17 protein-coding genes are annotated in these 18897 nt (G+C 66.0%); 4 read left to right on the top strand and 13 right to left on the bottom strand.

What is annotated here, in order from left to right:
* Positions 1-42: 42 nt before the first annotated feature.
* Positions 43-624, top strand: a complete 582-nt coding sequence (locus tag DFR52_RS04860) for a GNAT family N-acetyltransferase (RefSeq protein WP_245415190.1) — start codon at positions 43-45, stop codon at positions 622-624.
* A gap of 8 nt (positions 625-632) precedes the next feature.
* On the opposite strand, the gene DFR52_RS04855 is transcribed toward DFR52_RS04860, so the two are convergent.
* Both DFR52_RS04855 and DFR52_RS04850 read right to left on the bottom strand, forming a co-directional pair.
* Positions 633-1289 carry a hypothetical protein gene (locus tag DFR52_RS04855; protein ID WP_110030732.1) on the bottom strand — a complete coding sequence of 219 codons (657 nt, stop codon included), beginning with the start codon at positions 1287-1289 and terminating at the stop codon, positions 633-635.
* Complete coding sequence (locus tag DFR52_RS04850; RefSeq protein ID WP_110030731.1) at positions 1286-1555, bottom strand: DUF3572 domain-containing protein; 270 nt, start codon at positions 1553-1555, stop codon at positions 1286-1288. Before DFR52_RS04850 ends, DFR52_RS04855 begins: the two co-directional genes overlap by 4 nt.
* Before the next feature lie 236 nt (positions 1556-1791).
* Here DFR52_RS04850 and DFR52_RS04845 point away from each other — a divergent pair, with 236 nt between their 5' ends.
* Complete coding sequence (locus DFR52_RS04845) at positions 1792-2163, top strand: response regulator (RefSeq protein WP_110031138.1); 372 nt, start codon at positions 1792-1794, stop codon at positions 2161-2163.
* A gap of 15 nt (positions 2164-2178) precedes the next feature.
* Positions 2179-3552, top strand: coding sequence for a PleD family two-component system response regulator (locus DFR52_RS04840; protein ID WP_110030730.1), 1374 nt, complete (start codon positions 2179-2181; stop codon positions 3550-3552).
* Positions 3553-3953: 401 nt separating this feature from the next.
* Here DFR52_RS04840 and rpmG read toward each other — a convergent pair whose 3' ends face one another.
* The 10 genes from rpmG to DFR52_RS04790 form a co-directional block, all read right to left on the bottom strand.
* Complete coding sequence (gene rpmG, locus DFR52_RS04835) at positions 3954-4121, bottom strand: 50S ribosomal protein L33 (protein WP_110030729.1); 168 nt, start codon at positions 4119-4121, stop codon at positions 3954-3956.
* Positions 4122-4213: 92 nt separating this feature from the next.
* The gene (locus DFR52_RS04830; RefSeq protein WP_110030728.1) at positions 4214-5398 is read right to left on the bottom strand and encodes an MFS transporter; all 1185 of its coding nucleotides are present in this window, start codon (positions 5396-5398) and stop codon (positions 4214-4216) included.
* A gap of 12 nt (positions 5399-5410) precedes the next feature.
* The gene (locus tag DFR52_RS04825; RefSeq protein ID WP_245415189.1) at positions 5411-6118 is read right to left on the bottom strand and encodes an NUDIX hydrolase; all 708 of its coding nucleotides are present in this window, start codon (positions 6116-6118) and stop codon (positions 5411-5413) included.
* Positions 6115-6567: a DUF983 domain-containing protein gene (locus tag DFR52_RS04820; RefSeq protein WP_425351148.1), complete on the bottom strand. Its 453-nt coding sequence runs from the start codon at positions 6565-6567 to the stop codon at positions 6115-6117. The genes DFR52_RS04825 and DFR52_RS04820 overlap by 4 nt, the downstream gene beginning before the upstream one ends.
* Positions 6568-6693: 126 nt before the next feature.
* Complete coding sequence (gene rnr / locus DFR52_RS04815; RefSeq protein WP_425351133.1) at positions 6694-9027, bottom strand: ribonuclease R; 2334 nt, start codon at positions 9025-9027, stop codon at positions 6694-6696.
* Positions 9028-9030: 3 nt separating this feature from the next.
* Positions 9031-11736, bottom strand: coding sequence for a type I DNA topoisomerase (gene topA / locus DFR52_RS04810; protein WP_110030726.1), 2706 nt, complete (start codon positions 11734-11736; stop codon positions 9031-9033).
* A gap of 286 nt (positions 11737-12022) precedes the next feature.
* Complete coding sequence (gene dprA / locus DFR52_RS04805) at positions 12023-13171, bottom strand: DNA-processing protein DprA (RefSeq protein WP_110030725.1); 1149 nt, start codon at positions 13169-13171, stop codon at positions 12023-12025.
* Positions 13171-13755, bottom strand: coding sequence for a glycerol-3-phosphate 1-O-acyltransferase PlsY (gene plsY / locus DFR52_RS04800; protein WP_110031135.1), 585 nt, complete (start codon positions 13753-13755; stop codon positions 13171-13173). Before plsY ends, dprA begins: the two co-directional genes overlap by 1 nt.
* Before the next feature lie 80 nt (positions 13756-13835).
* Positions 13836-15122 carry a dihydroorotase gene (locus DFR52_RS04795; RefSeq protein WP_110030724.1) on the bottom strand — a complete coding sequence of 429 codons (1287 nt, stop codon included), beginning with the start codon at positions 15120-15122 and terminating at the stop codon, positions 13836-13838.
* Positions 15119-16051 carry an aspartate carbamoyltransferase catalytic subunit gene (locus tag DFR52_RS04790; protein WP_110030723.1) on the bottom strand — a complete coding sequence of 311 codons (933 nt, stop codon included), beginning with the start codon at positions 16049-16051 and terminating at the stop codon, positions 15119-15121. The genes DFR52_RS04795 and DFR52_RS04790 overlap by 4 nt, the downstream gene beginning before the upstream one ends.
* A gap of 129 nt (positions 16052-16180) precedes the next feature.
* Here DFR52_RS04790 and DFR52_RS04785 point away from each other — a divergent pair, with 129 nt between their 5' ends.
* Positions 16181-17833 (top strand): acyl-CoA dehydrogenase family protein, encoded by a 1653-nt coding sequence (locus DFR52_RS04785; protein ID WP_110030722.1) that lies wholly within the window; start codon positions 16181-16183, stop codon positions 17831-17833.
* Here DFR52_RS04785 and DFR52_RS04780 read toward each other — a convergent pair.
* Positions 17815-18750, bottom strand: coding sequence for an AEC family transporter (locus DFR52_RS04780; RefSeq protein ID WP_110030721.1), 936 nt, complete (start codon positions 18748-18750; stop codon positions 17815-17817). The genes DFR52_RS04785 and DFR52_RS04780 overlap by 19 nt on opposite strands.
* Positions 18751-18897 lie beyond the last annotated feature (147 nt).

Genomic DNA, 18897 nt, shown 5'->3' with positions numbered 1-18897 from the left:
GTCTACGACTCGCGCGGCCATCGCGCCATGCCAGGAGGTCCTTTGACAACAATTGCGATCCATCCCCTGACGGAGGCCCTGTGGCCGCAGCTCGTGGCATTGTTCGGGCCGCAAGGAGCCTGCTACTGCTGCTGGTGCAGCTATTTCCGGCTGGCCCCGAAGGAGCGCGCGGCCATGGACGGGGCAGAGAAGCGCGAGGTGCTGCATGCAGCCACCCGCGCGCCGCTCGCGCCCGGCTTGATCGCGCTGGACGGCGAGACGCCGGTTGGCTGGGTGCAGATAACGCCGCGCGCCGCCGTGCCGCGCTGGAACACCGAACGCACCGCTTCGCGCCCGCTTGACGGCGACGATCCCGCCGATCCCGCGCTGTGGGCGATGTCCTGCTTCTTCATCCAGTCGAAACGGCGCGGGCAGGGGCTCAGCCACGCCCTGGTCGAGGCCGCCACCGTTCATGCCGCGCGACATGGCGCCCGCGTCGTCGAGGCCTGCCCGATGCGGAAGGCCAAACAGTCAAAATCGATCGGCCTGTTCGTCGGATCCGTGTCGGTTTTCGTCAAGGCAGGTTTCGAGATCGTCGCCGAACGCAAGGATGGCAGGCCACTGATGCGAAAGGTGATCGGCTGATGGAGCCGTCAGCCCCGGGCCGGCTTGCGGAAGTGGTCGCCGATCAGGGTTTCGGCATGCGCCCAGTCGCGGGCGATGGCCACGCCGTCGCCGGGATGGGGAGCGAGCGCGCGGAACGTGACGTTGGCCATCAGGTTGACGAGCAGAGCCGCGGGCGCATGCGCGCGCACCGAGTGCAGGTTGGCGGAGATGTCGTCGATAAAGGCCAGTGGCAGCGGCCGGCCAGCGTGCAGGGCGCTGACGGCGGGGCCCTTGGCGTCCTCCGTGGCGATCATCGGATAGGTCATGCCCGATGCGTCGAGGAGGCGCCGGCGGATGTGCTGGTGGCGCGGCGGCATGGCGGTCAGAAAGACGATGTCGGCCGCGGCCGAGAGCCGCGCGAGAGTGTCGGCGGCGGCGGCTACCGGCGTCTGCCAGTCGGGCTGGGCGTCATAGAAGTCCTCAAGGAACTCGGCGACCTGCGGCCTGCTCGCCTCGATGCCGTCTGGCCGGGAGACGATGTTGCCGTTGAGCCGGAACGAGCGCGGCAGGAGTTCGTGGTCGCGGCTGCCGAGATAGGCCGAGAAAGGCGTCAGGAATTCAAGCACCACCTCGTCGACGTCGCAGACGATCAGCGGGCGGTCGCCGAGCACGATGGCGGCGGGATCGGCGGAAGCAACGCTCACGAGGTATACTCGCCGTCGCCGCCGAGTTCGCGGAAGGCGCGGGCGATCGATTCGGGGCGGGTGCCGGTGGCCGAGCAGAAGGCGAGCAGAGTCGGTTCGTGGTTCATCAGGAACGCCAGCACGCCTGGGAAGAAGCCGGGATCCTGGGCGGCGGCGCGGAGGTCATGCGCCTCCAATCCCGACAGCGCCAGGAAGCGGCCCAGCAGTTCGGGTTCACCCGCCAGCCAGGAAAGTACCGCAATCGCCGTCTCCTGTGCATCCGCCATTGCTTTGCAAGCTCCTGATTTCGCAATCCGCCATATTCGAACGGCCGGATTACCACTTTTTCAACCTAATGGAACTAGGATGCATGCAGGTGGACCGGATTTGTCCGGGCCGGCTTGCATCGAAAGGTCTCAGGGAACCGGTCGCTCGCCTTGTGGCGGATACGACCGCGCGGTCGCAGACTGGTCGAGAGACGGAATGGGCAACTCTGCCCGCAGGCCGGGGAATGGGAACGGACATGACAAAGCAAGTGATGATTGTTGAGGACAATGAACTCAACATGAAACTCTTCCGGGACCTGATAGAGGCCTCCGGCTACAAGACCATCCAGACCCGCAACGGTATGGAAGCGATGGATCTGGCGCGCAAGCATCGCCCCGACCTGATCCTGATGGACATCCAGCTGCCGGAAGTCTCCGGCCTGGAAGTGACGAAATGGCTCAAGCAGGACGACGACCTGCATATGATCCCGGTGATCGCGGTGACCGCATTCGCCATGAAGGGCGACGAGGAGCGCATCCGCCAGGGCGGCTGCGAGGCCTACATCTCCAAACCCATATCGGTGCCGAAATTCATCGAGACCATCAAGGTCTTTCTTGGCGATGCCTGAGCAGAGGACGACGTCATGACTGCACGGATCCTGGTGGTGGACGACATTCCCGCCAATGTGAAGCTGCTCGAGGCACGGCTGCTGGCGGAGTATTTCGAAGTGCTGACCGCCGGCGACGGCATGACCGCACTCTCGATCTGCAACCAGACCCAGGTCGACCTCATCCTGCTCGACATCATGATGCCGGGTATCGACGGATTTGAGGTCTGCACGCGGCTCAAATCCAATCCGCGCACCGCGCATATTCCGGTCGTCATGGTCACCGCGCTCGACCAGCCTGCCGACCGCGTGCGCGGCCTGAAGGCCGGCGCTGACGATTTTCTCACCAAGCCCGTCAATGACCTGCAACTGATGACCCGGGTCAAGAGCCTGATCCGGCTCAAGGCGCTGACGGACGAGCTGCGGCTGCGCGCCGATTCGGCCAAATCGCTCGACACCGAAAACTATCTCGGGCCCCACCAGGGCCAGCTGGACGAGCCCGGGCTGGTGCTGCTGGTGGAACCCCGCGCAAACTCCCAGGACCGCATCATTCGAGCGCTTCGCGGGGTTGCGGACATCACGGCCATCGGCGATCCGCAGGCAGCCCTGTTCGAGGCCGCCGAGAAGCCCTATGAGCTGGTCATCGTGTCTTCTGTTCAGCAGGATTACGATCCGTTGCGGCTGTGCTCTCAGATGCGCTCGCTCGAGCGCACCCGCTTCATCCCCATGCTGGTGCTGGCCGAGCAGGGCGAGGACGACCTGGTGATCCGGGCGCTTGATCTCGGCATCAACGATTATCTGGTCCGTCCGCTCGACCCCAACGAACTGGTGGCGCGCTGCACGACGCAGATCCGGCGCAAGCGCTACACAGACAAGCTGCGCGACAGCCTGAGCCTGTCGGTCGAACTGGCGGTCACCGACGCATTGACCGGGCTCAACAACCGCCGCTATCTCGATACCCATCTCGCCACGCTGGTCGAGCGTTCGGCGCGGCGCGGCCGGGCGCTGTCGGTGCTGATGGCCGACATCGATCATTTCAAGGCGATCAACGACCTGCATGGCCACGAGGGTGGCGACGACGTCCTGCGCGAATTCTCCCGCCGAGTCCGGACAGCGGTGCGCGGCGCCGATCTCGCCTGCCGCTACGGTGGCGAGGAGTTCGTTGTCGTCATGCCCGATACCACCGCCGAAGTGGCGGCCCAGGTGGGCGAGCGGCTGCGGGCGGCGATTGCGGGCGACGGATTCAGAATAGCGTCGAGCGGCGTGATGGCGGCGCTGACGACGTCGGTGGGGATCAGCACCCTCGATGGGGAAGACGACAGCGCCGGCGCGATGCTGCGCCGCGCAGACCAGGCGCTCTACCAGGCCAAGCATGGCGGACGCAATCGGGTGGTTGCACGCGCCGCCTGAACGGCGTGCCGGGCCACCTGGTCAGATCCTTCCGCACCGGGCAGGGACGGTCTGCGGCCGCGGCTCGGTCGCACGCACAACCGATAGCGTGAGTGTGGAACATCTAAATTAACCAAATGGAGAAAATAGGCCCGGCTTGGCTGTGCCTACAGTTGATTATTGGGGGAAATCGGGCGATTGATTGGCGCGGTTAACAAACCGTAAAGCACAAGCCGTTTCCGATCCCCCATGATGTCAGGTCCGCCGCATCTCCTGGGTCGTGGGGTGGCTGGCCGGCCCGCCGGGCCGATGGATCCTCGTTCCATCCTCCGCGAGCCGGCCAGCCCTCGAATCAAAAAACCCGCCTCGCTGTGCGCGAAGGCGGGTTTTTTGATGCCGACTGATCGGCGGAAGCAGCCGGATTACTTGATCTTGGCTTCCTTGAATTCCACGTGCTTCTTGGCAACCGGATCATACTTGGTCTTGGTCATCTTGTCGGTGAAGGTGCGGCTGTTCTTCGTCGTGACGTAAAAGAAGCCAGTGTCGGCCGTCGACAGGAGCTTGATCTTGATGGTGGTAGCCTTGGCCATGGTTTCTTGCCTTTTTTAAGAAATCTGCCGCGGACAGCGCTGATGGCTCCACGGCGAAACGTGAGCGGAAATTACAAATCGCCCGGTGAAAGTCAAGCCCGTTTTGGCCCGAAGGCCATCCGGCCGACGGTCAGGGCCACATAAAGCCCGAAAAAGAACGCCAGCGCCCACGCAAAGCCGCTGTGGCCGGCCACATCCATCGCCACGCCGATGGTCTGAGGACCGACGAGCATGCCGAGCGCGTAGCAGAACACGAATGCTGCATTGGCCGAGGCCAGGTCGGCGCCGTGCAATTGATCACCCAGATGGGCAAGGCCGACGGTGTAGAGCCCAGCGACGCTGCCGCCCCACAAGAGCAGCACCACGGCCGCCAGCAGCCAGTCATGGATCAGGAACGGCAACGACAGCGAGCCGACGAGGCCGATGAGGGCGAACAGCGACAGCAGGATGCGGCGGTCGTGGATGCGGTCGGCAACGAGACCCACGGGAATCTGGAACAGCACGTTGCCGAGCCCGATCATGGTCAGCAGCAGGGCGCCCTGCGATTCGGTGAAGCCTGTGCGGGTGGCGTAGATCGGAAACAGCGACAGCCCGCCCGATTCGACGGCGCCGAAGATGAACACCGCCGCCGTCGCAGTCGGCACCAGGAAGACGTAGCGCATGAAGGGCAGCGCGGGTGCGGCGGAGATCTGGGGGTTTTCGTGCCGCGCCATCAGGATCGGGATGGCGGCCGCAAGGATGGCCGCCGAGCCGATGGCGAACGGCAGCACGCCCTCGGAGCCGACGATGGAGAAGATCAGCGGCCCGGCGGCGAAGCCGAGCGAGAGCACCGTGGCGTAGATACCGAGCACCAGACCGCGTCGCGAGGGCGGGGCAGCGGTGTTGATCCAGAACTCCGACAGCACGAAGAGGACCGTGATGGCGCCATGGAAGACGATACGCAGCGGGAACCACATCCACAGCGCCTCGGCGTAGTAGAAGCCGAGCGCGCTGATGGCGGCCGCCAGGATGGCGTAGATCATGGTGTTGACGACTGTAAGCCGTTGCGCCACCCAGGTGGTCAGGGGCGCTGCTGCCATCGCGGCGATGCCGGCCATCGCCGAGTTGAGCCCGATCATGGTGGAGGAGACACCGCGCTTTTCGAGAATCACGCTGAGCAGCGGCAATCCCAGCCCGATGGCGATGCCGACCGCCGTGATCGCGGAAATCGCCGCCAACAGGGCCGGCCAATGAATGGTTTCACGAACGGCCGGTTGCTCTGGGCGCGAGATATGCATGCGGGACCGGTCCTAGATCAAGATGCGGGTACGACGCCCGCGACTGAAGGAATAGAACGGCACCGGCCGTCCGAAAGGCAAGGAGCTGTCGTCGGCCAGGGCTTTGACCAGCTCGGACAGGATGACCGAGGTGATGCGCGGCATCGGCACCGTCTCGGGTTCGTCAAGGGGCACCCAGGTCAGGTCCTGCAGCTCCTCGCTGTCGCGTACCGTCGCCGGATCGGCGCCGACCTCGTCGACGAAGCAGGCGAAGAACCTCGTGTCGAAACGGCGACTCTCCCCCGGCGGCGTAATGGCGCGGGCAATGAAGCGGAAGCTCGAGACATCCGGACGGAAAGTGGAGGTGGAATCCGGCGGCGTCAGCGACACCGAGGCCTCCTCGAGCATCTCGCGGGCGGCGGCGACGGCCAGGCCGCGAGCCGTGGCGGTGGAAAACCGTGCCGGCGTTGCGCGCAGCAGTTGGGCCTCGACGCTGCGTTCGAGCGGCACCGCCAGGGCAATGCGCGAATCGCCCGCATCACGGCGACCGCCCGGGAAGACGTAGAGGTCGGGCATGAAGACATGCTTCTTGCCGCGCTTGCCCACCAGAACCTTCGGCTTGGCGCCGGAGCGGTCGATGAGCAACAGCGATGCCGCGTCGCGCGGCTTGCGCGGCGGGTGGCTACGGTCGGCCTCTGCGGCCGCCTGCTCGAGGAGCCGGATGGAGTCCGCTGCGCTCACGGCGATTTGGGCTCGAGTGCCGTCTCGAAGGCGGCCTCGTCGGGCGTGCCGCCGAAACCGTGCATCCTCAGCGCCCATTGCAGGCCGATGACGCCGCCCTTCATGGGCTGCAGCAGGACAAGGCAGAGCAGGGTGGTGATGGGGATCCATATCGCAAGATGCTGCCAGCTCTCAAGCACCAGCCAGCTGTCGGTCGCCATGTAGCCGGCGACCACGATGTGGCCGACGATGAAGATGGCGAGATAGGGCGGAAAATCGTCGGCCCGCTGATGGGTCATGTCCTCGCCGCAGACGCCGCAATTGTCGACGGGCTTGATGTAGGCGCGGAACAGCTTGCCTTCGCCGCAGTTCGGGCAGCGCGAAAACATGCCGCGGCGGACCGCCGGCCAGACGGCTCGCGGGGCGACCGGTTCGCCGGCGGGCGCATTGGGTGAAAAATGCTCCATCATCATTTCCTTTTCCTCAGGGAAGGCTGTGCACCAGGGAGGGGCCACAGGTCAATCCCGCCGGACCGGCATGATCGCCGTCCTGTTGGGCAGACACATAGGGATTGGAGCAGTCCGGCGCCATGCGCCCTATCGTCGCCCGCGCGGCGGCCTCGTTCCCGGCTTCTTCATGCCGCGGCGTCCGGCCTTGTGAAACGAGCGCGTGCCCGCCGGCATCTTGGAGCCCTCGCCAAGAATCTCGAAGCGCAGCGCGCCGGCAAGCGGCACGGCTTCCACCAGCCTTACATCGACCTGGTCGCCGAGCCGGAAGCCAAGCCCGCTCTTTTCGCCGACCAGCGCCATGTGGGCTTCGTCGAAGAGGAAATACTCGGTCCCGAGCGTCGAGATCGGCACGAAACCGTCGGCTCCGAACTGCGGCAGCGAGATGAAGAGGCCGGACTTGGTCACGCCGGAGACCTGGCCCTCGAAATGGTCGCCGACGCGCCCGGCCAGGTGATGGGCGATCAGCCGGTCGACGGTCTCCCGCTCGGCCGCCATGGCGCGGCGCTCGAAGGTGGAGATCTCGGCGGCGATGTCCTCGAGCTGGGCCTCGTCGGCGGGCGTGATGGCGCCTTCGCCGAGCCCCAGCGCACCAACCAGCGCGCGGTGCACGATCAGGTCGGCGTAGCGGCGGATGGGCGAGGTGAAATGGGCGTATTTCATCAGGTTGAGGCCGAAATGGCCGATGTTTTCCGGAGAATAGATCGCCTGGCTCTGCGAGCGCAGCACCATCTGGTTGACCATCGCCTGGAACGGCTTGTCGACGGCGCGGGCGAGAATGCCGTTGAAGGCGTTGGCGCGCATGGCGCCGCCACGCGCCAGCGTCAGGCCGAGCGTGGCGAGGAACTCGCGCAGCACTTCCTGCTTGGCCAGCGACGGCGTGTCGTGGATGCGGTAGATCAGCGGCTGCTTGCGCTTCTCCAGCGTCTCGGCGGCGGCCACATTGGCCTGAATCATGCATTCCTCGATCAACCTGTGGGCGTCGAGGCGTTCGGGAACGATAACGCGGTCGACCTTGCCGTCCTTGTCGAGCAGGATCTTGCGTTCGGGCATGTCGAGATCGAGCGGCTGGCGCCGCGAGCGCTCGCGCTTGAGCACGGCATAGGCCGCCCAAAGCGGCTTGAGCACAGGCTCGAGCAGAGGTCCTGTCGTGTCGTCCGGAGTGCCGTCGATGGCGGCCTGCGCCTGCTGGTAGCTGAGCTTGGCCGCGCTCTTCATCATGATGCGATGAAACTTGTGCCCCTGCTTGTGGCCGTCGGCGGTGAACGTCATGCGGACGGCGAGCGCCGGGCGGTCCTCGCCCTCGCGCAGCGAGCACAAGTCGTTGGAGATGCGCTCTGGCAGCATCGGCACGACCCGGTCCGGGAAGTAGCAGGAATTGCCGCGCCTGAGCGCCTCGCGGTCGAGGGCCGAGCCCGATCTGATGTACCAGGCGACATCGGCTATTGCGACGGTGACGATGTAGCCGCCTGGATTGTCGGGCGAGGGATCTTCCTCGGCATAGACGGCGTCGTCGTGGTCCTTGGCGTCATGCGGGTCGATGGTGACAAGCGGAATCTTGCGCCAGTCCTCACGGCCGGAAAGCGGCGCGGGCTTGGCGGCCTCCGCTGCAGCCATCACTTCGGCTGGAAAGATGTGCGGGATGCCGTGGGCGTGGATGGCGATCATCGAGATCGCCTTTTCGCCCGCGACATTGCCGATGACCTGGGTCACCCTGGCGCGCGGCAGGCCCATGCGGGCAGAACGGCTGACCTCCACTTCGACCAGGTCGCCATCCTTGGCCTCGCCCCGGGCTTCCGGGTCAATGGAATACTCGTCGCCGCGCTTCTCGATCGGCATCAGCCGGCCGGCATTGCCCGGCATGTCGCGGAAGACGCCGAGAATGGCGCCGCCGCGGCGGTCGAGGATCTTCATGATGCGGGCAGTGTAGGCGGGACCCTTGTCGCCCGGCGCGGGGAAGATTCGGGCGAGCACCCGGTCGCCGATGCTTGCGGCAACGGAGGGGCCGGCGGATTTCGACTTTCGGTCGCGCGACACGTTGGACTGGCGCACGAGCACAGCCGGAGCCACCCCGTGCTCTTCCAGCCATTCGGCGGGGCGGGCCATCAGGTCGCCATCCGCGCCGCGCATGGTGATCTCGAGCACGGTGACCGCGGGGAGGGCGCCGGGGCGGGTCAGCACCTTGCGGTGGCGCTCGATCAGGCCCTCCTGCTCGAGCTCCTGCAGGATCTGCTTGAGCTCGATGCGGGTGTCGCCCTTGAGCCCGAAGGCCTTGGCGATGTCGCGCTTGGTGGCGCGGTCCGGATTTTCTGTAACGAAAACCAGGATCGCGGCGCGGTCAGGCATGTCGCCGCGGCGGAAGCCCGGCTTGTCGCCAGCAGCTGTCTCGATCCGGGTCTTCGGCCCTTTGGGCGCGCGGGCCAATGGCTAGTCCTTTCCGGCGGAGGCCGCCTTGGCGGGCTTCCTGGCCGCGGTCTTGGGCTTGGCGGTCTTCGCCGCGGCCTTCGGCTTGGCGGACGCGGATGCAGTCTTCGGCTTGGCGGAAGCCTTGGGCTTGGCCGCCGGTTTCCTGGCTGCCGTCTTGGCCTTGGCAGGCTTGCCCTTCTTGGCCGCGCCACCCTTGGCGATGATCAGCTCCATGGCCTTTTCGACTGTGACGCTGGTGGGATCGAGATCCTTGGGCAGCGTGGCGTTGACCTTGCCCCAGTTGACATAGGGGCCGTATTTGCCGTCGCGCACGGTGATCGGGCCGCCATCGGGATGCTCGCCAAGATCCTTGAGCGCGGCCGGCGTGCCCCTGCCGCGGCCCGGGCCCTTGGCCACCTTCTCGGCAATCACGGTCACGGCGCGGTTGAGGCCGACAGTGAAGACTTCATCGACGCTTTCCAGGTTGGCGTAGCCGCCGTCATGCAGCAGGAACGGACCGTAGCGCCCGATCCCCGCGGAAATCATCTTGCCGGATTCGGGGTGCGTCCCCACTTCGCGCGGCAGCGCCAGCAGCGAGAGCGCCTTTTCGAAATCGATGGAGGCCACTTCCCACCCCTTGGGCAGGCTCGCACGCTTGGCTTCCTTGCCCTCGCCGCGCTGGACATAGGGTCCGAAGCGGCCGCTGCGCAGCGTGACGGGTTCGCCGCTGACCGGGTCCATGCCCAGTTCCTGCGGTTCGTTGGAAAGGGCGGCGTCACCCTCGGCGCCGTCGGAGGACAATTGCCGGGTGAAGCTGCAGTCGGGATAGTTGGAACAGCCGACGAAGGCGCCGTACTTGCCGAGCTTCAGCGACAGGTTGCCGGTGCCGCAGGTCGGGCAGATGCGCGGATTGGAGCCATCCTCGCGGGTCGGGAAGACCAGCGGCGCCAGCTGCTCGTTGAGCGCATCGAGCACCGCGGTGACGCGCAGTTCCTTGGTGTCGTCGATGTGGGCATGGAACTGGGTCCAGAATTCGCGCAACACATCCTTCCATGCCAGTTCGCCGGCCGAAATCTTGTCCAGCTTCTCCTCGAGATCGGCGGTGAAATCGAACTCGACATAGCGTTCGAAGAAGTTCTCGAGAAACGCAGTGACGAGCCGACCCTTGGCCTCCGGGATCAGCTTGCGCTTGTCGATGATGATGTATTCACGGTCGCGCAGCGTCGCCAGCGTCGAGGCATAGGTCGAGGGCCGGCCGATGCCGAGCTCTTCCATCTTCTTGATCAGCGTTGCTTCCGAGAAGCGCGGCGGCGGCTCGGTGAAGTGCTGCGTGGCGTTGATCTTCTCGCGGGCCAGGGCCTCGCGGGCGATGATCTCGGGCAGGCGGCCATCCTCGTCGTCGTCGCCGTCGGGCTGCTCGCCGTCTTCCTTGGCGTCGGTGTAGGCCGCGATGAAGCCGTCGAAGCGGATCACCGAGCCGGTGGCGCGCAGGCTGGCGGTCTTGTCGCCGTTGCGGGCGGTGATCTCGGCGGTGGTGCGCTCGATCTCGGCCGAGGCCATCTGGCTTGCGGTGGCCCGTTTCCAGATCAGGTCATAGAGCTTGAGCTGGTCGGCATCGAGATAGCGGCGAATATCTTCCGGCACCCGGTCGAAGCCTGTGGGGCGGATGGCCTCGTGCGCCTCCTGGGCGTTCTTGGCCTTGGTGACATAGATGCGCGGCTTCTCCGGCACGTAGCGGGCGCCGAAGCGGTCGGCAATGGCGGCACGGGCCGCGTCGATCGCCTCGGGGGCCATCTGCACGCCGTCGGTTCGCATATAGGTGATGAGACCGACGGTCTCGCCGCCGATGTCGATGCCTTCGTAAAGCTTCTGCGCCACCTGCATGGTGCGCGAGGCATTGAAGCCGAGCTTGGAGGAGGCCGCCTGCTGCAGGGTCGAGGTCGTGAACGGCGGCGACGGATTGCGCCGCATCGGCTTGGCCTCGACGCTGTCGGCGGCGAAGCTGGCGCCTTCGAGCATGGCGCGCAGGCCGGCGGCGGTGTCGCCGTCGGTGACCGACATCTTGGTCAGCTTCTTGCCGTCGTGGCCGGAAAGGCGGGCGGTGAAGACGTCGCCGCGCGGGGTCTTCAGGTCAGCCGAGATGTTCCAGTACTCTTCCTTGAGGAAGCGCTCGATCTCGCTTTCGCGATCGCAGACGAGCCTGAGCGCCACCGACTGGACGCGGCCGGCCGAGCGGGCGCCGGGCAGCTTGCGCCACAGCACCGGCGAGAGATTGAAGCCGACCAGATAGTCGAGGGCGCGGCGCGCCAGGTAGGCGTCGACCAGCGGCATGTCGATCTCGCGCGGATTGTCCATCGCATCGAGCACCGACTTCTTGGTAATGGCGTTGAAGACGACGCGCTTAACCGGCATGTCGCCCAGCAGGTTCTTCTTCTTGCGCAGCACTTCGAGCACGTGCCACGAAATGGCTTCTCCCTCGCGATCCGGGTCGGTTGCCAGGATCAGCGACTTGGCGCCCTTGAGCGCGTCGGAGATGTCCTTGAGCCGCTTGTTGGAGGCGGCGTCGACTTCCCAGAGCATGGCAAAGTCCTCGTCGGGAAGCACCGAGCCGTCCTTCGCCGGAAGGTCGCGCACATGGCCGAATGAGGCAAGAACCGTATAGCCGGACCCCAGATACTTGTTGATGGTCTTTGCTTTTGCGGGGGATTCGACGACGACTACATTCATTATTTTACTCGCGATCGGGGTATTTGCCGCGGTTTGACCCGGGAAGGGCGCGTGCACTTGGCTCCACGAAATGGATGGCGAAAACCGGTTGGTCAAGTGCCAGAGGCCAAAACGGGCCATTTCATGCCCGAATGCAATCAATGATTGATTCAATATTTGATGCAATTATAAGTATTCGGTTCATGACCGGCGCGTGCCCGGGGATGCCCCCGCCCTGCGGATGCGGGACCGTCTCGGGGGCGCCGCCGGCCCGTCCATCCCTGAGCAGCCTGGGAAGCGACAGAGTTCACGGACCGGGAAACGCCAGCGACACCATGCCGCCGGGATGGCGATGCAGACGACCGGCCAGATCCAGCTCCAGCAGCACGACATAGACCGTCGACGCCGCCTGCCCGGTGTGGCGGATGATGTCGTCGATGTCGACCGGCGACGGCCCGAGCGCCTCGATGATGGAAGCGCGGTCGTTGTCGTGCGGCGGAGCAGGGGGCAGAGGCGCGTCGCCGCCGGGTTCGTCGAACACCGGATGCGCTGCCGCGCCGATGCGCGACAGCGGCTCCAGCGCTTCGAGCACATCGCGGCTGTCCGTGGTGATGATGGCGCCCTGCTTGAGCAGGCTGTTGGCGCCGGCGGCGCGCGGATCGAGCGGCGAACCGGGCACGGCGAAGACAAGTCGGCCGAAATCTGCAGCGCGGCGCGCGGTGATCAGCGATCCGGAACGTTCCGCCGCCTCGATCACCACCAGGCCGAGACCGATGCCGGCGATCAGCCGATTGCGGCGCGGAAAATCCCGCGCGCGCGGCTCCCAGCCCATCGGCATTTCCGAGATGGCCAGCCCCATGCCCGAACAGATCTCATTATAGAGTGGAAGGTTTTCAGGCGGGTAGGGCTGGTCCAGCCCGCCTGCCAGCGCCGCCAGGGTTCCGGTCTCGAGGCTCGCCCGGTGGGCAGCTGCGTCGATGCCGCGGGCAAGGCCCGAAACGATCACATAGCCCGAGCTGCCGATGTCGCGGGCCAGCCGCGCGGCCATCTTGGCACCCGAAATCGAGGCGTTGCGCGAGCCGACGATGCCGACGGCGGGCAGGGTGGCAAGCGCCAGGTCGCCGCGGGCGGCAATCAGCGGCGGGGCTCCGTCGATGCGGCGCAGCGCCGGCGGATAATCGGGCTCGCCTATCCCGATGAAGACGGCGCCTAAGCTTTCGGCGGCCGCCAATTCGGCTTCCGCATCGGCCTGGCTCGTCACCCTTATGCCGCGCCCGCCGCCGCGCCGCGACAGCTCGGGCAGATGTTCGATGGCGGCTTCGGCGGAACCGAAGTGGTTGATCAGCTCGCGAAAGGTGGCGGGTCCGACATTGTCGCTGCGGATCAGCCTGAGCCAGGAGAGGCGCTGACGATCAGAGAGGGGAACGCCCCGCCTCGTCTCGTCGGCGCCGGACATCAGCCCTTGGCTCCGATGCGGCTCTCTGTTCCTGCCAGCAGCCGGCTGATGTTGTGGTGATGCTTGAGGATGGTGATCAGCGACATCACAGCGAAAAGCTGGGAGATCTGCGACCAGCCCAGATACCACAGCAACGCGGGCACCACCACGGCGGCCACCAGCGCGGCCAGCGAGGAGAAACGGAAGACAAGCGCGGTGACGATCCAGACGGCGACGAAGGCCAGCGCCACCCAGGGGGCAAGACCGATGAGCACGCCGAGATAGGTGGCCACGCCCTTGCCGCCCTTGAACTTGAGCCAGACGGGAAACAGGTGCCCGATGAAGGCGCCGAAGCCGGCCAGGATGGCCGTGTCGGGGCCGAAGCGGGCGGCGACCAGCACTGCGATCGTGCCCTTGAGCGCATCGGCAATCAGCGTGGCGGCGGCCAGCTTCTTGTTGCCCGTCCTCAGCACATTGGTGGCGCCGATATTGCCGGAGCCGATCGACCGCACGTCGCCAAGCCCCGCCCAGCGGGTGAGCAGGTAGCCGAAGGGAATCGATCCCAACAGATAGCCGAACCCCAGTGCGGCGATCATGTAGGGCATGGCAAGCGACCAGTTGATCGGATCAGGCACGGCAAAAAGTCCTTTGTTGGGGGGCTTCCAGGGTTGCGTGGGCAGACCTGTCAGGCGCGGTAAACTGTGACACCCGCAACCAGTGTTTGCAAGACCTTGCCGCTGAACCGCGCATCCTCGAACGGCGTGTTCTTTGATTTCGACACGATGTCGTCCTTCGACAGCACCCATGGATGGTCGAGATCGACAATGGCGATGTCGGCCTTGGCGCCGGGTTTCAGCGTGCCGGCGTCGAGGCCAAAGATCGCGGCCGGGCGGCTCGACATGGCGTCGACCAGCCGGCCGAGCGGCACGTCGCCGGAGTGGTGCAGCCTGAGCGCTGCGGCCAGCATGGTCTCAAGCCCGATGGCGCCGTTCTCGGCGTCGGCAAAGGGGAGGCGCTTGGTGTCGACGTCCTGCGGATCGTGCGAGGAGACGATGATGTCGATGGCGCCGTCGGCAAGGGCCGCCACCATGGCGCGGCGGTCGTCCTCGGTGCGAAGCGGCGGCGACAGCCGGAAGAAGGTGCGGTACTCGCCGATATCGGTCTCGTTGAGCGTGAGATGGTTGATCGAGATGCCGGCCGTGACCTGCAGTCCCTTTGCCTTGGCGGCGCGGATCGCGTCGGCCGATTGCGGCACCGACAGCTTCATGGCGTGGTAGCGCGCGCCGGTGAGGGCAGCCAGCCGCAGGTCGCGCTCGAGCGGGATGATCTCGGCCTCGCGGGGAATGCCGGGCAGGCCGAGCCAGGAGGCGAACAGCCCTTCGTTCATGACGCCGCCGGCGGCCAGATAGCGGTCGCGGGTTTCGCAGGCGACGACGGCGCCAAAATCGCGGGCATAGGTCATGGCACGACGCAGCACCTGGCTGTCGGCAACCGTGCGGCGGCCATTGCACAGCATCACGGCGCCGGCCTCGAGCAGCAGTCCGAATTCGGTCATCTGCTCGCCAAGGAGGCCCTTGGTCAGGGCTGCGGCGGGATGGATGTTGACGATGGCCTCGTCGCGGGCGGCGCGCTGGACGAAATCCACCAGCGCCACGTCGTCGATCACCGGGTCGGTGTCGGGCATCATGATGATGGAGGTGACGCCGCCCTTGGCGGCGGCGCGGCTGGCCGAGGCGATGGTCTCGCGGTGCTCGCCGCCTGGTTCGCCGATGTGGACACAGGCATCGACGAGGCCGGGGATGATTACCAGGCCGGAACAATCCTCTATCTCGGCATCTACCGGAATATCGGCCCTGGCGGCTGCGGCGCCGACCGCCGAGATGCGCCCATCGATGATGAGCACCGAGCCGGTTTCGTCCATTCCCTGCGAAGGGTCGATGATGCGGGCGTTGGTGAGAAGGCGGGTGCTCATCGTTTCAGCTCCCCGCTCAGCATCAGGGTTTCCATCACAGCCATGCGCACGGCGACACCCATCTCGACCTGCGCCTCGATGACGCTCTGCGGGCCGTCAGCGATTTCCGAGGCGATCTCGACTCCGCGATTCATCGGGCCCGGATGCATGACCAGAGCGTCGGGCTTGGCGGCGCGCAATTTTTCCGCATCGAGGCCGAAATAGCGGTAGTATTCGCGCACAGAAGGAACAAAGGCGCCCGACATGCGCTCCCGCTGCAGTCTGAGCATCATCACCACGTCGGCATCGCGGAGACCTTCCTCCATGGTGCGGAAGATCTCGACGCCCATGTCGGCCATGCCGGACGGCAGCAGCGTCGAGGGTGCGACGACGCGGACGCGCGCGCCCAGCGCGTTGAGCAGCAGGATGTTGGAGCGGGCCACGCGCGAATGCAGGATGTCGCCGCAGATGGTGACGATGAGGCGGCCGACCTTGCCCTTGGCGCGGCGGATGGTGAGGGCGTCCAGGAGGGCCTGGGTCGGGTGCTCGTGGGCGCCGTCGCCGGCATTGACCACGGGGCAGCCGACCTTCTGCGCCAGCAGCGCCACCGCGCCGGCCGAGGAATGGCGGACAATGAGAATGTCCGGGCGCATGGCGTTTAGCGTCATGGCCGTGTCGATGAGGGTTTCGCCCTTCTTCACCGACGAATTGGCCACCGCCATGTTCATCACGTCAGCGCCCAGCCGCTTGCCGGCCAGCTCGAAGGAGGCCTGGGTGCGGGTGGAGGATTCGAAGAACAGGTTGATCTGGGTCAGGCCGCGCAGCGTCGAGGTCTTCTTCTCGCGCTGGCGCGATATCTTAACGGCCTCGTCGGCACGGTCGAGGAGATAGTGGATGTCCGGCTCCGAAAGCCCCTTGATGCCCAGTAGATGGCGGTGCGGAAAGGACATGGAATGGTTCGCGGGACTCCCTGTTGGCCGGGTCTATAGAAAGGTTCTGGCCCGGCGGCAAGGACGGCCGGTGCCGAAATTGCAGCTGTCCCCATGCAATATGCCGCGAATCCGTTTAAGCGAGGTCAGATGAGCTCAACACACAGGAATAACGGCGCTTCGTCCGTCCCGAATCAAAGCCCGCCATTTGCCGGCCACAATGCCTTCAGCTCCGATCCGCTGCTGAAAGACATCGCGGCGCAACTGCCGAGGGCCCTGCGGCCGGAATTCGAGCTGACCGGCAAATTCGTCGCCTCCGCCGAAGCGCAGGACATGGCCAGGATCGCCAATCGCTCGACGCCGGAGCTGCGCACCCACAGCCCGTCAGGCGAGCGCATCGACCAGATCGATTTTCACCCCGCCTATCATGCGCTGATGCGCCGCTCGGTCTCGACGGGCCTGCACGGCTCGGTGTGGGAAGGTCTCGCCGACGAGGAGGGTCACGCGCACCAGGCGCGCGCGGTCCGCTTCTATATGACGGCCGGTCTCGAATGCGGGCATCTGTGCCCGATCACCATGACCAACGCCTCCGTGGCGGCGATCATGGCCTCGCCACGGGTGGAGAAGAGCTGGGCGCCGCAGATCGTGCAGCGCCGTTATGATTCCAGTCACCGGCCGGCGATGCAGAAATCGGGCATCACCATCGGCATGGGCATGACCGAGAAGCAGGGCGGCACCGACGTGCGCGCCAACGAGAGCACGGCCGGGAAGGTGGGGGAGGGCATCTACCGGCTCACCGGTCACAAGTGGTTCCTGTCGGCTCCGATGTCGGACGGCTTCGTAATGCTGGCCAAGACCGGCGAGGCGATCAGCTGCTTCCTGGTGCCGCGGATGCTCGAGGACGGCAGCCTCAACGGCCTGCGGCTGCAGCGGCTCAAGGACAAGCTCGGCAACCGCTCCAACGCCTCCTCGGAAGTGGAGTTCACCGATACATTCGGCTTTCTGCTCGGGGGAGAAGGCGAAGGCATCCGCACCATCCTCGACATGGTGACGCTGACCCGGCTTGATTGCGCGCTGGCCTCCGCCGGCATGATGCGCGCCAGCCTCGCAGAAGCCGTGCATCACTGCCGCCACCGCAAGGTGTTCGGCCAGTACCTCATCGACCAGCCGCTGATGACGCGCGTGCTCGCCGACCTGGCGCTGGACGTGGCGGCGGCCACGGCGCTGTCGATGCGGCTGGCGCGCTCGTTCGACAATGCGCGCGACAATCCCGCCGACGCCGCCTATGCCCGGCTGATGACGCCGGTGGTCAAATACTGGGCCTGCAAGATCGCGCCTGCGGTCATCTACGAGGTGATGGAGTGCCTGGGCGGCAACGGCTATGTCGAGGAGCGGGCGATCGCACGGCACTACCGCGAGGCGCCGGTCAACGCCATCTGGGAAGGCTCGGGCAACGTCATGGCGCTCGATGTGCTCAGGGTGCTGTCGCGGGGCCGCGACCTGTTCGAGGTGGTGCTGGAGGGACTCATGGGCGATCTCGGCCCCGGCGGCGCCCGCACGGTGGATGTGCTGCGCGCCTGCATGGCCGTGTGCGAGCGCGATGAGGGCTCCGGCCGGCTGCTGACCGAACAACTGGCGCTGGCGGCGGCGGCGGCCGAGCTGACCCGGCTCGGCGCCGGCCAGATCGCCGAGGCCTTTGTCGAGACCCGCCTGGGCGGCGCCTGGCGGCTGACCTACGGCATGCTCGATGCGCGCTTTGACGCGCGCCAGATCCTCGACATGCTCTATCCACCGGCCAACTGAGCGGTGACCGCCAGAACCGCGGGAATGGTGATGAAGGACGCTGCCGTCTGCAGGGTGGCAACCGCGGCATAGAGCGGTGCGTCACCGCCCATCTGCCGGGCCAGCAGGTAGCCGTTCATCGCCGTCGGCACCGCCGCGCAGAGACTGAGGACGATCAGCGTCTGGCCGCCGAGACCGGCCAAGAGGGCAATTGCCACCATCAGCACGGGGAACACCACGAGCTTGAGGCCGGTGGCCAGCAGCACCGCGGGTCCGGGACGCAGGGCGTCGCTGACCTTGAGCGCCGCGCCCACCATGAGGAGGCCGAGGCCCAGCGCCGAGCGGGACATGAGGTCGACCGTCTGCTCCAGCGGCGGATAGAGGTCGAAGGGCAGGGCGTTGACCACCAGGCCGGCCATGCAGCCGAGAATCAGCGGGTTTCCCGCCAGCCGGCGGATGAACGAGCCGAAGCTGCGCGTGCCGCTGCCGAACCAGACCATGATGGCGACATTGGTGAGGTTGAGCGGGATGATGATCACGGCCATGACCAGCGCCACCAGCGCCAGCCCCTGCGGTCCGGCGATGCGCTCGGCGATGGCGAGTGCGATGAAGGCGTTCCAGCGCGAGGCGGTCTGAAAGACCGATGTGTAGGAGGCGTCGCTGACGCCGCGCGCCCGCATCAAAGGATGGAGGGCAAGCAGCAGGGCCGCCATCACCCCGATCGCGATCAGTGATACCAGCCCGATGGTGCCCAGTTCGAGGCCGGCGAAATCAGCCTCGGCGAGCGTCAGGAACAACAGCGCCGGAAACAGCACGTAGTAGCCCAGCGTTTCCAGGCCGGGCCACAGTCCGGGGTCGAGCAGCGGCGAACGCCTGAGGACAACGCCCAGCAGCACGAGCAGGAAGATGGGCAGAATGCTTTCAAAGATCGGCAACATGGAAGGGTATCGCGTTGGAACGGCTTGTGTCTTAGGCCGCGGCGGCCGGACTGGCAACCGGCCGTTAACCTTAACAAATGGTTTACATTGCGGAGTGGCGTTAACCCGATCATGCTAACCGACATGGAAATGACCAAAACCGCGAGT

Source organism: Hoeflea marina (assembly GCF_003182275.1).
Taxonomy (GTDB): Bacteria; Pseudomonadota; Alphaproteobacteria; order Rhizobiales; family Rhizobiaceae; genus Hoeflea; species Hoeflea marina.
This window is presented reverse-complemented; position numbering and strand designations above follow the sequence as displayed.

What these genes read in the sequence shown, in the direction of transcription:
- DFR52_RS04850 (WP_110030731.1), bottom strand. Translation starts at nt 1,555, where the DNA reads ATGGCGGATGCACAGGAGACGGCGATTGCGGTACTTTCCTGGCTGGCG.
- DFR52_RS04845 (WP_110031138.1), top strand. Translation starts at nt 1,792, where the DNA reads ATGACAAAGCAAGTGATGATTGTTGAGGACAATGAACTCAACATGAAA.
- DFR52_RS04840 (WP_110030730.1), top strand. Translation starts at nt 2,179, where the DNA reads ATGACTGCACGGATCCTGGTGGTGGACGACATTCCCGCCAATGTGAAG.
- rpmG (WP_110030729.1), bottom strand. Translation starts at nt 4,121, where the DNA reads ATGGCCAAGGCTACCACCATCAAGATCAAGCTCCTGTCGACGGCCGAC.
- DFR52_RS04830 (WP_110030728.1), bottom strand. Translation starts at nt 5,398, where the DNA reads ATGCATATCTCGCGCCCAGAGCAACCGGCCGTTCGTGAAACCATTCAT.
- DFR52_RS04820 (WP_425351148.1), bottom strand. Translation starts at nt 6,567, where the DNA reads ATGATGGAGCATTTTTCACCCAATGCGCCCGCCGGCGAACCGGTCGCC.
- topA (WP_110030726.1), bottom strand. Translation starts at nt 11,736, where the DNA reads ATGAATGTAGTCGTCGTCGAATCCCCCGCAAAAGCAAAGACCATCAAC.
- dprA (WP_110030725.1), bottom strand. Translation starts at nt 13,171, where the DNA reads ATGTCCGGCGCCGACGAGACGAGGCGGGGCGTTCCCCTCTCTGATCGT.
- plsY (WP_110031135.1), bottom strand. Translation starts at nt 13,755, where the DNA reads ATGCCCTACATGATCGCCGCACTGGGGTTCGGCTATCTGTTGGGATCG.
- DFR52_RS04795 (WP_110030724.1), bottom strand. Translation starts at nt 15,122, where the DNA reads ATGAGCACCCGCCTTCTCACCAACGCCCGCATCATCGACCCTTCGCAG.
- DFR52_RS04790 (WP_110030723.1), bottom strand. Translation starts at nt 16,051, where the DNA reads ATGTCCTTTCCGCACCGCCATCTACTGGGCATCAAGGGGCTTTCGGAG.
- DFR52_RS04785 (WP_110030722.1), top strand. Translation starts at nt 16,181, where the DNA reads ATGAGCTCAACACACAGGAATAACGGCGCTTCGTCCGTCCCGAATCAA.
- DFR52_RS04780 (WP_110030721.1), bottom strand. Translation starts at nt 18,750, where the DNA reads ATGTTGCCGATCTTTGAAAGCATTCTGCCCATCTTCCTGCTCGTGCTG.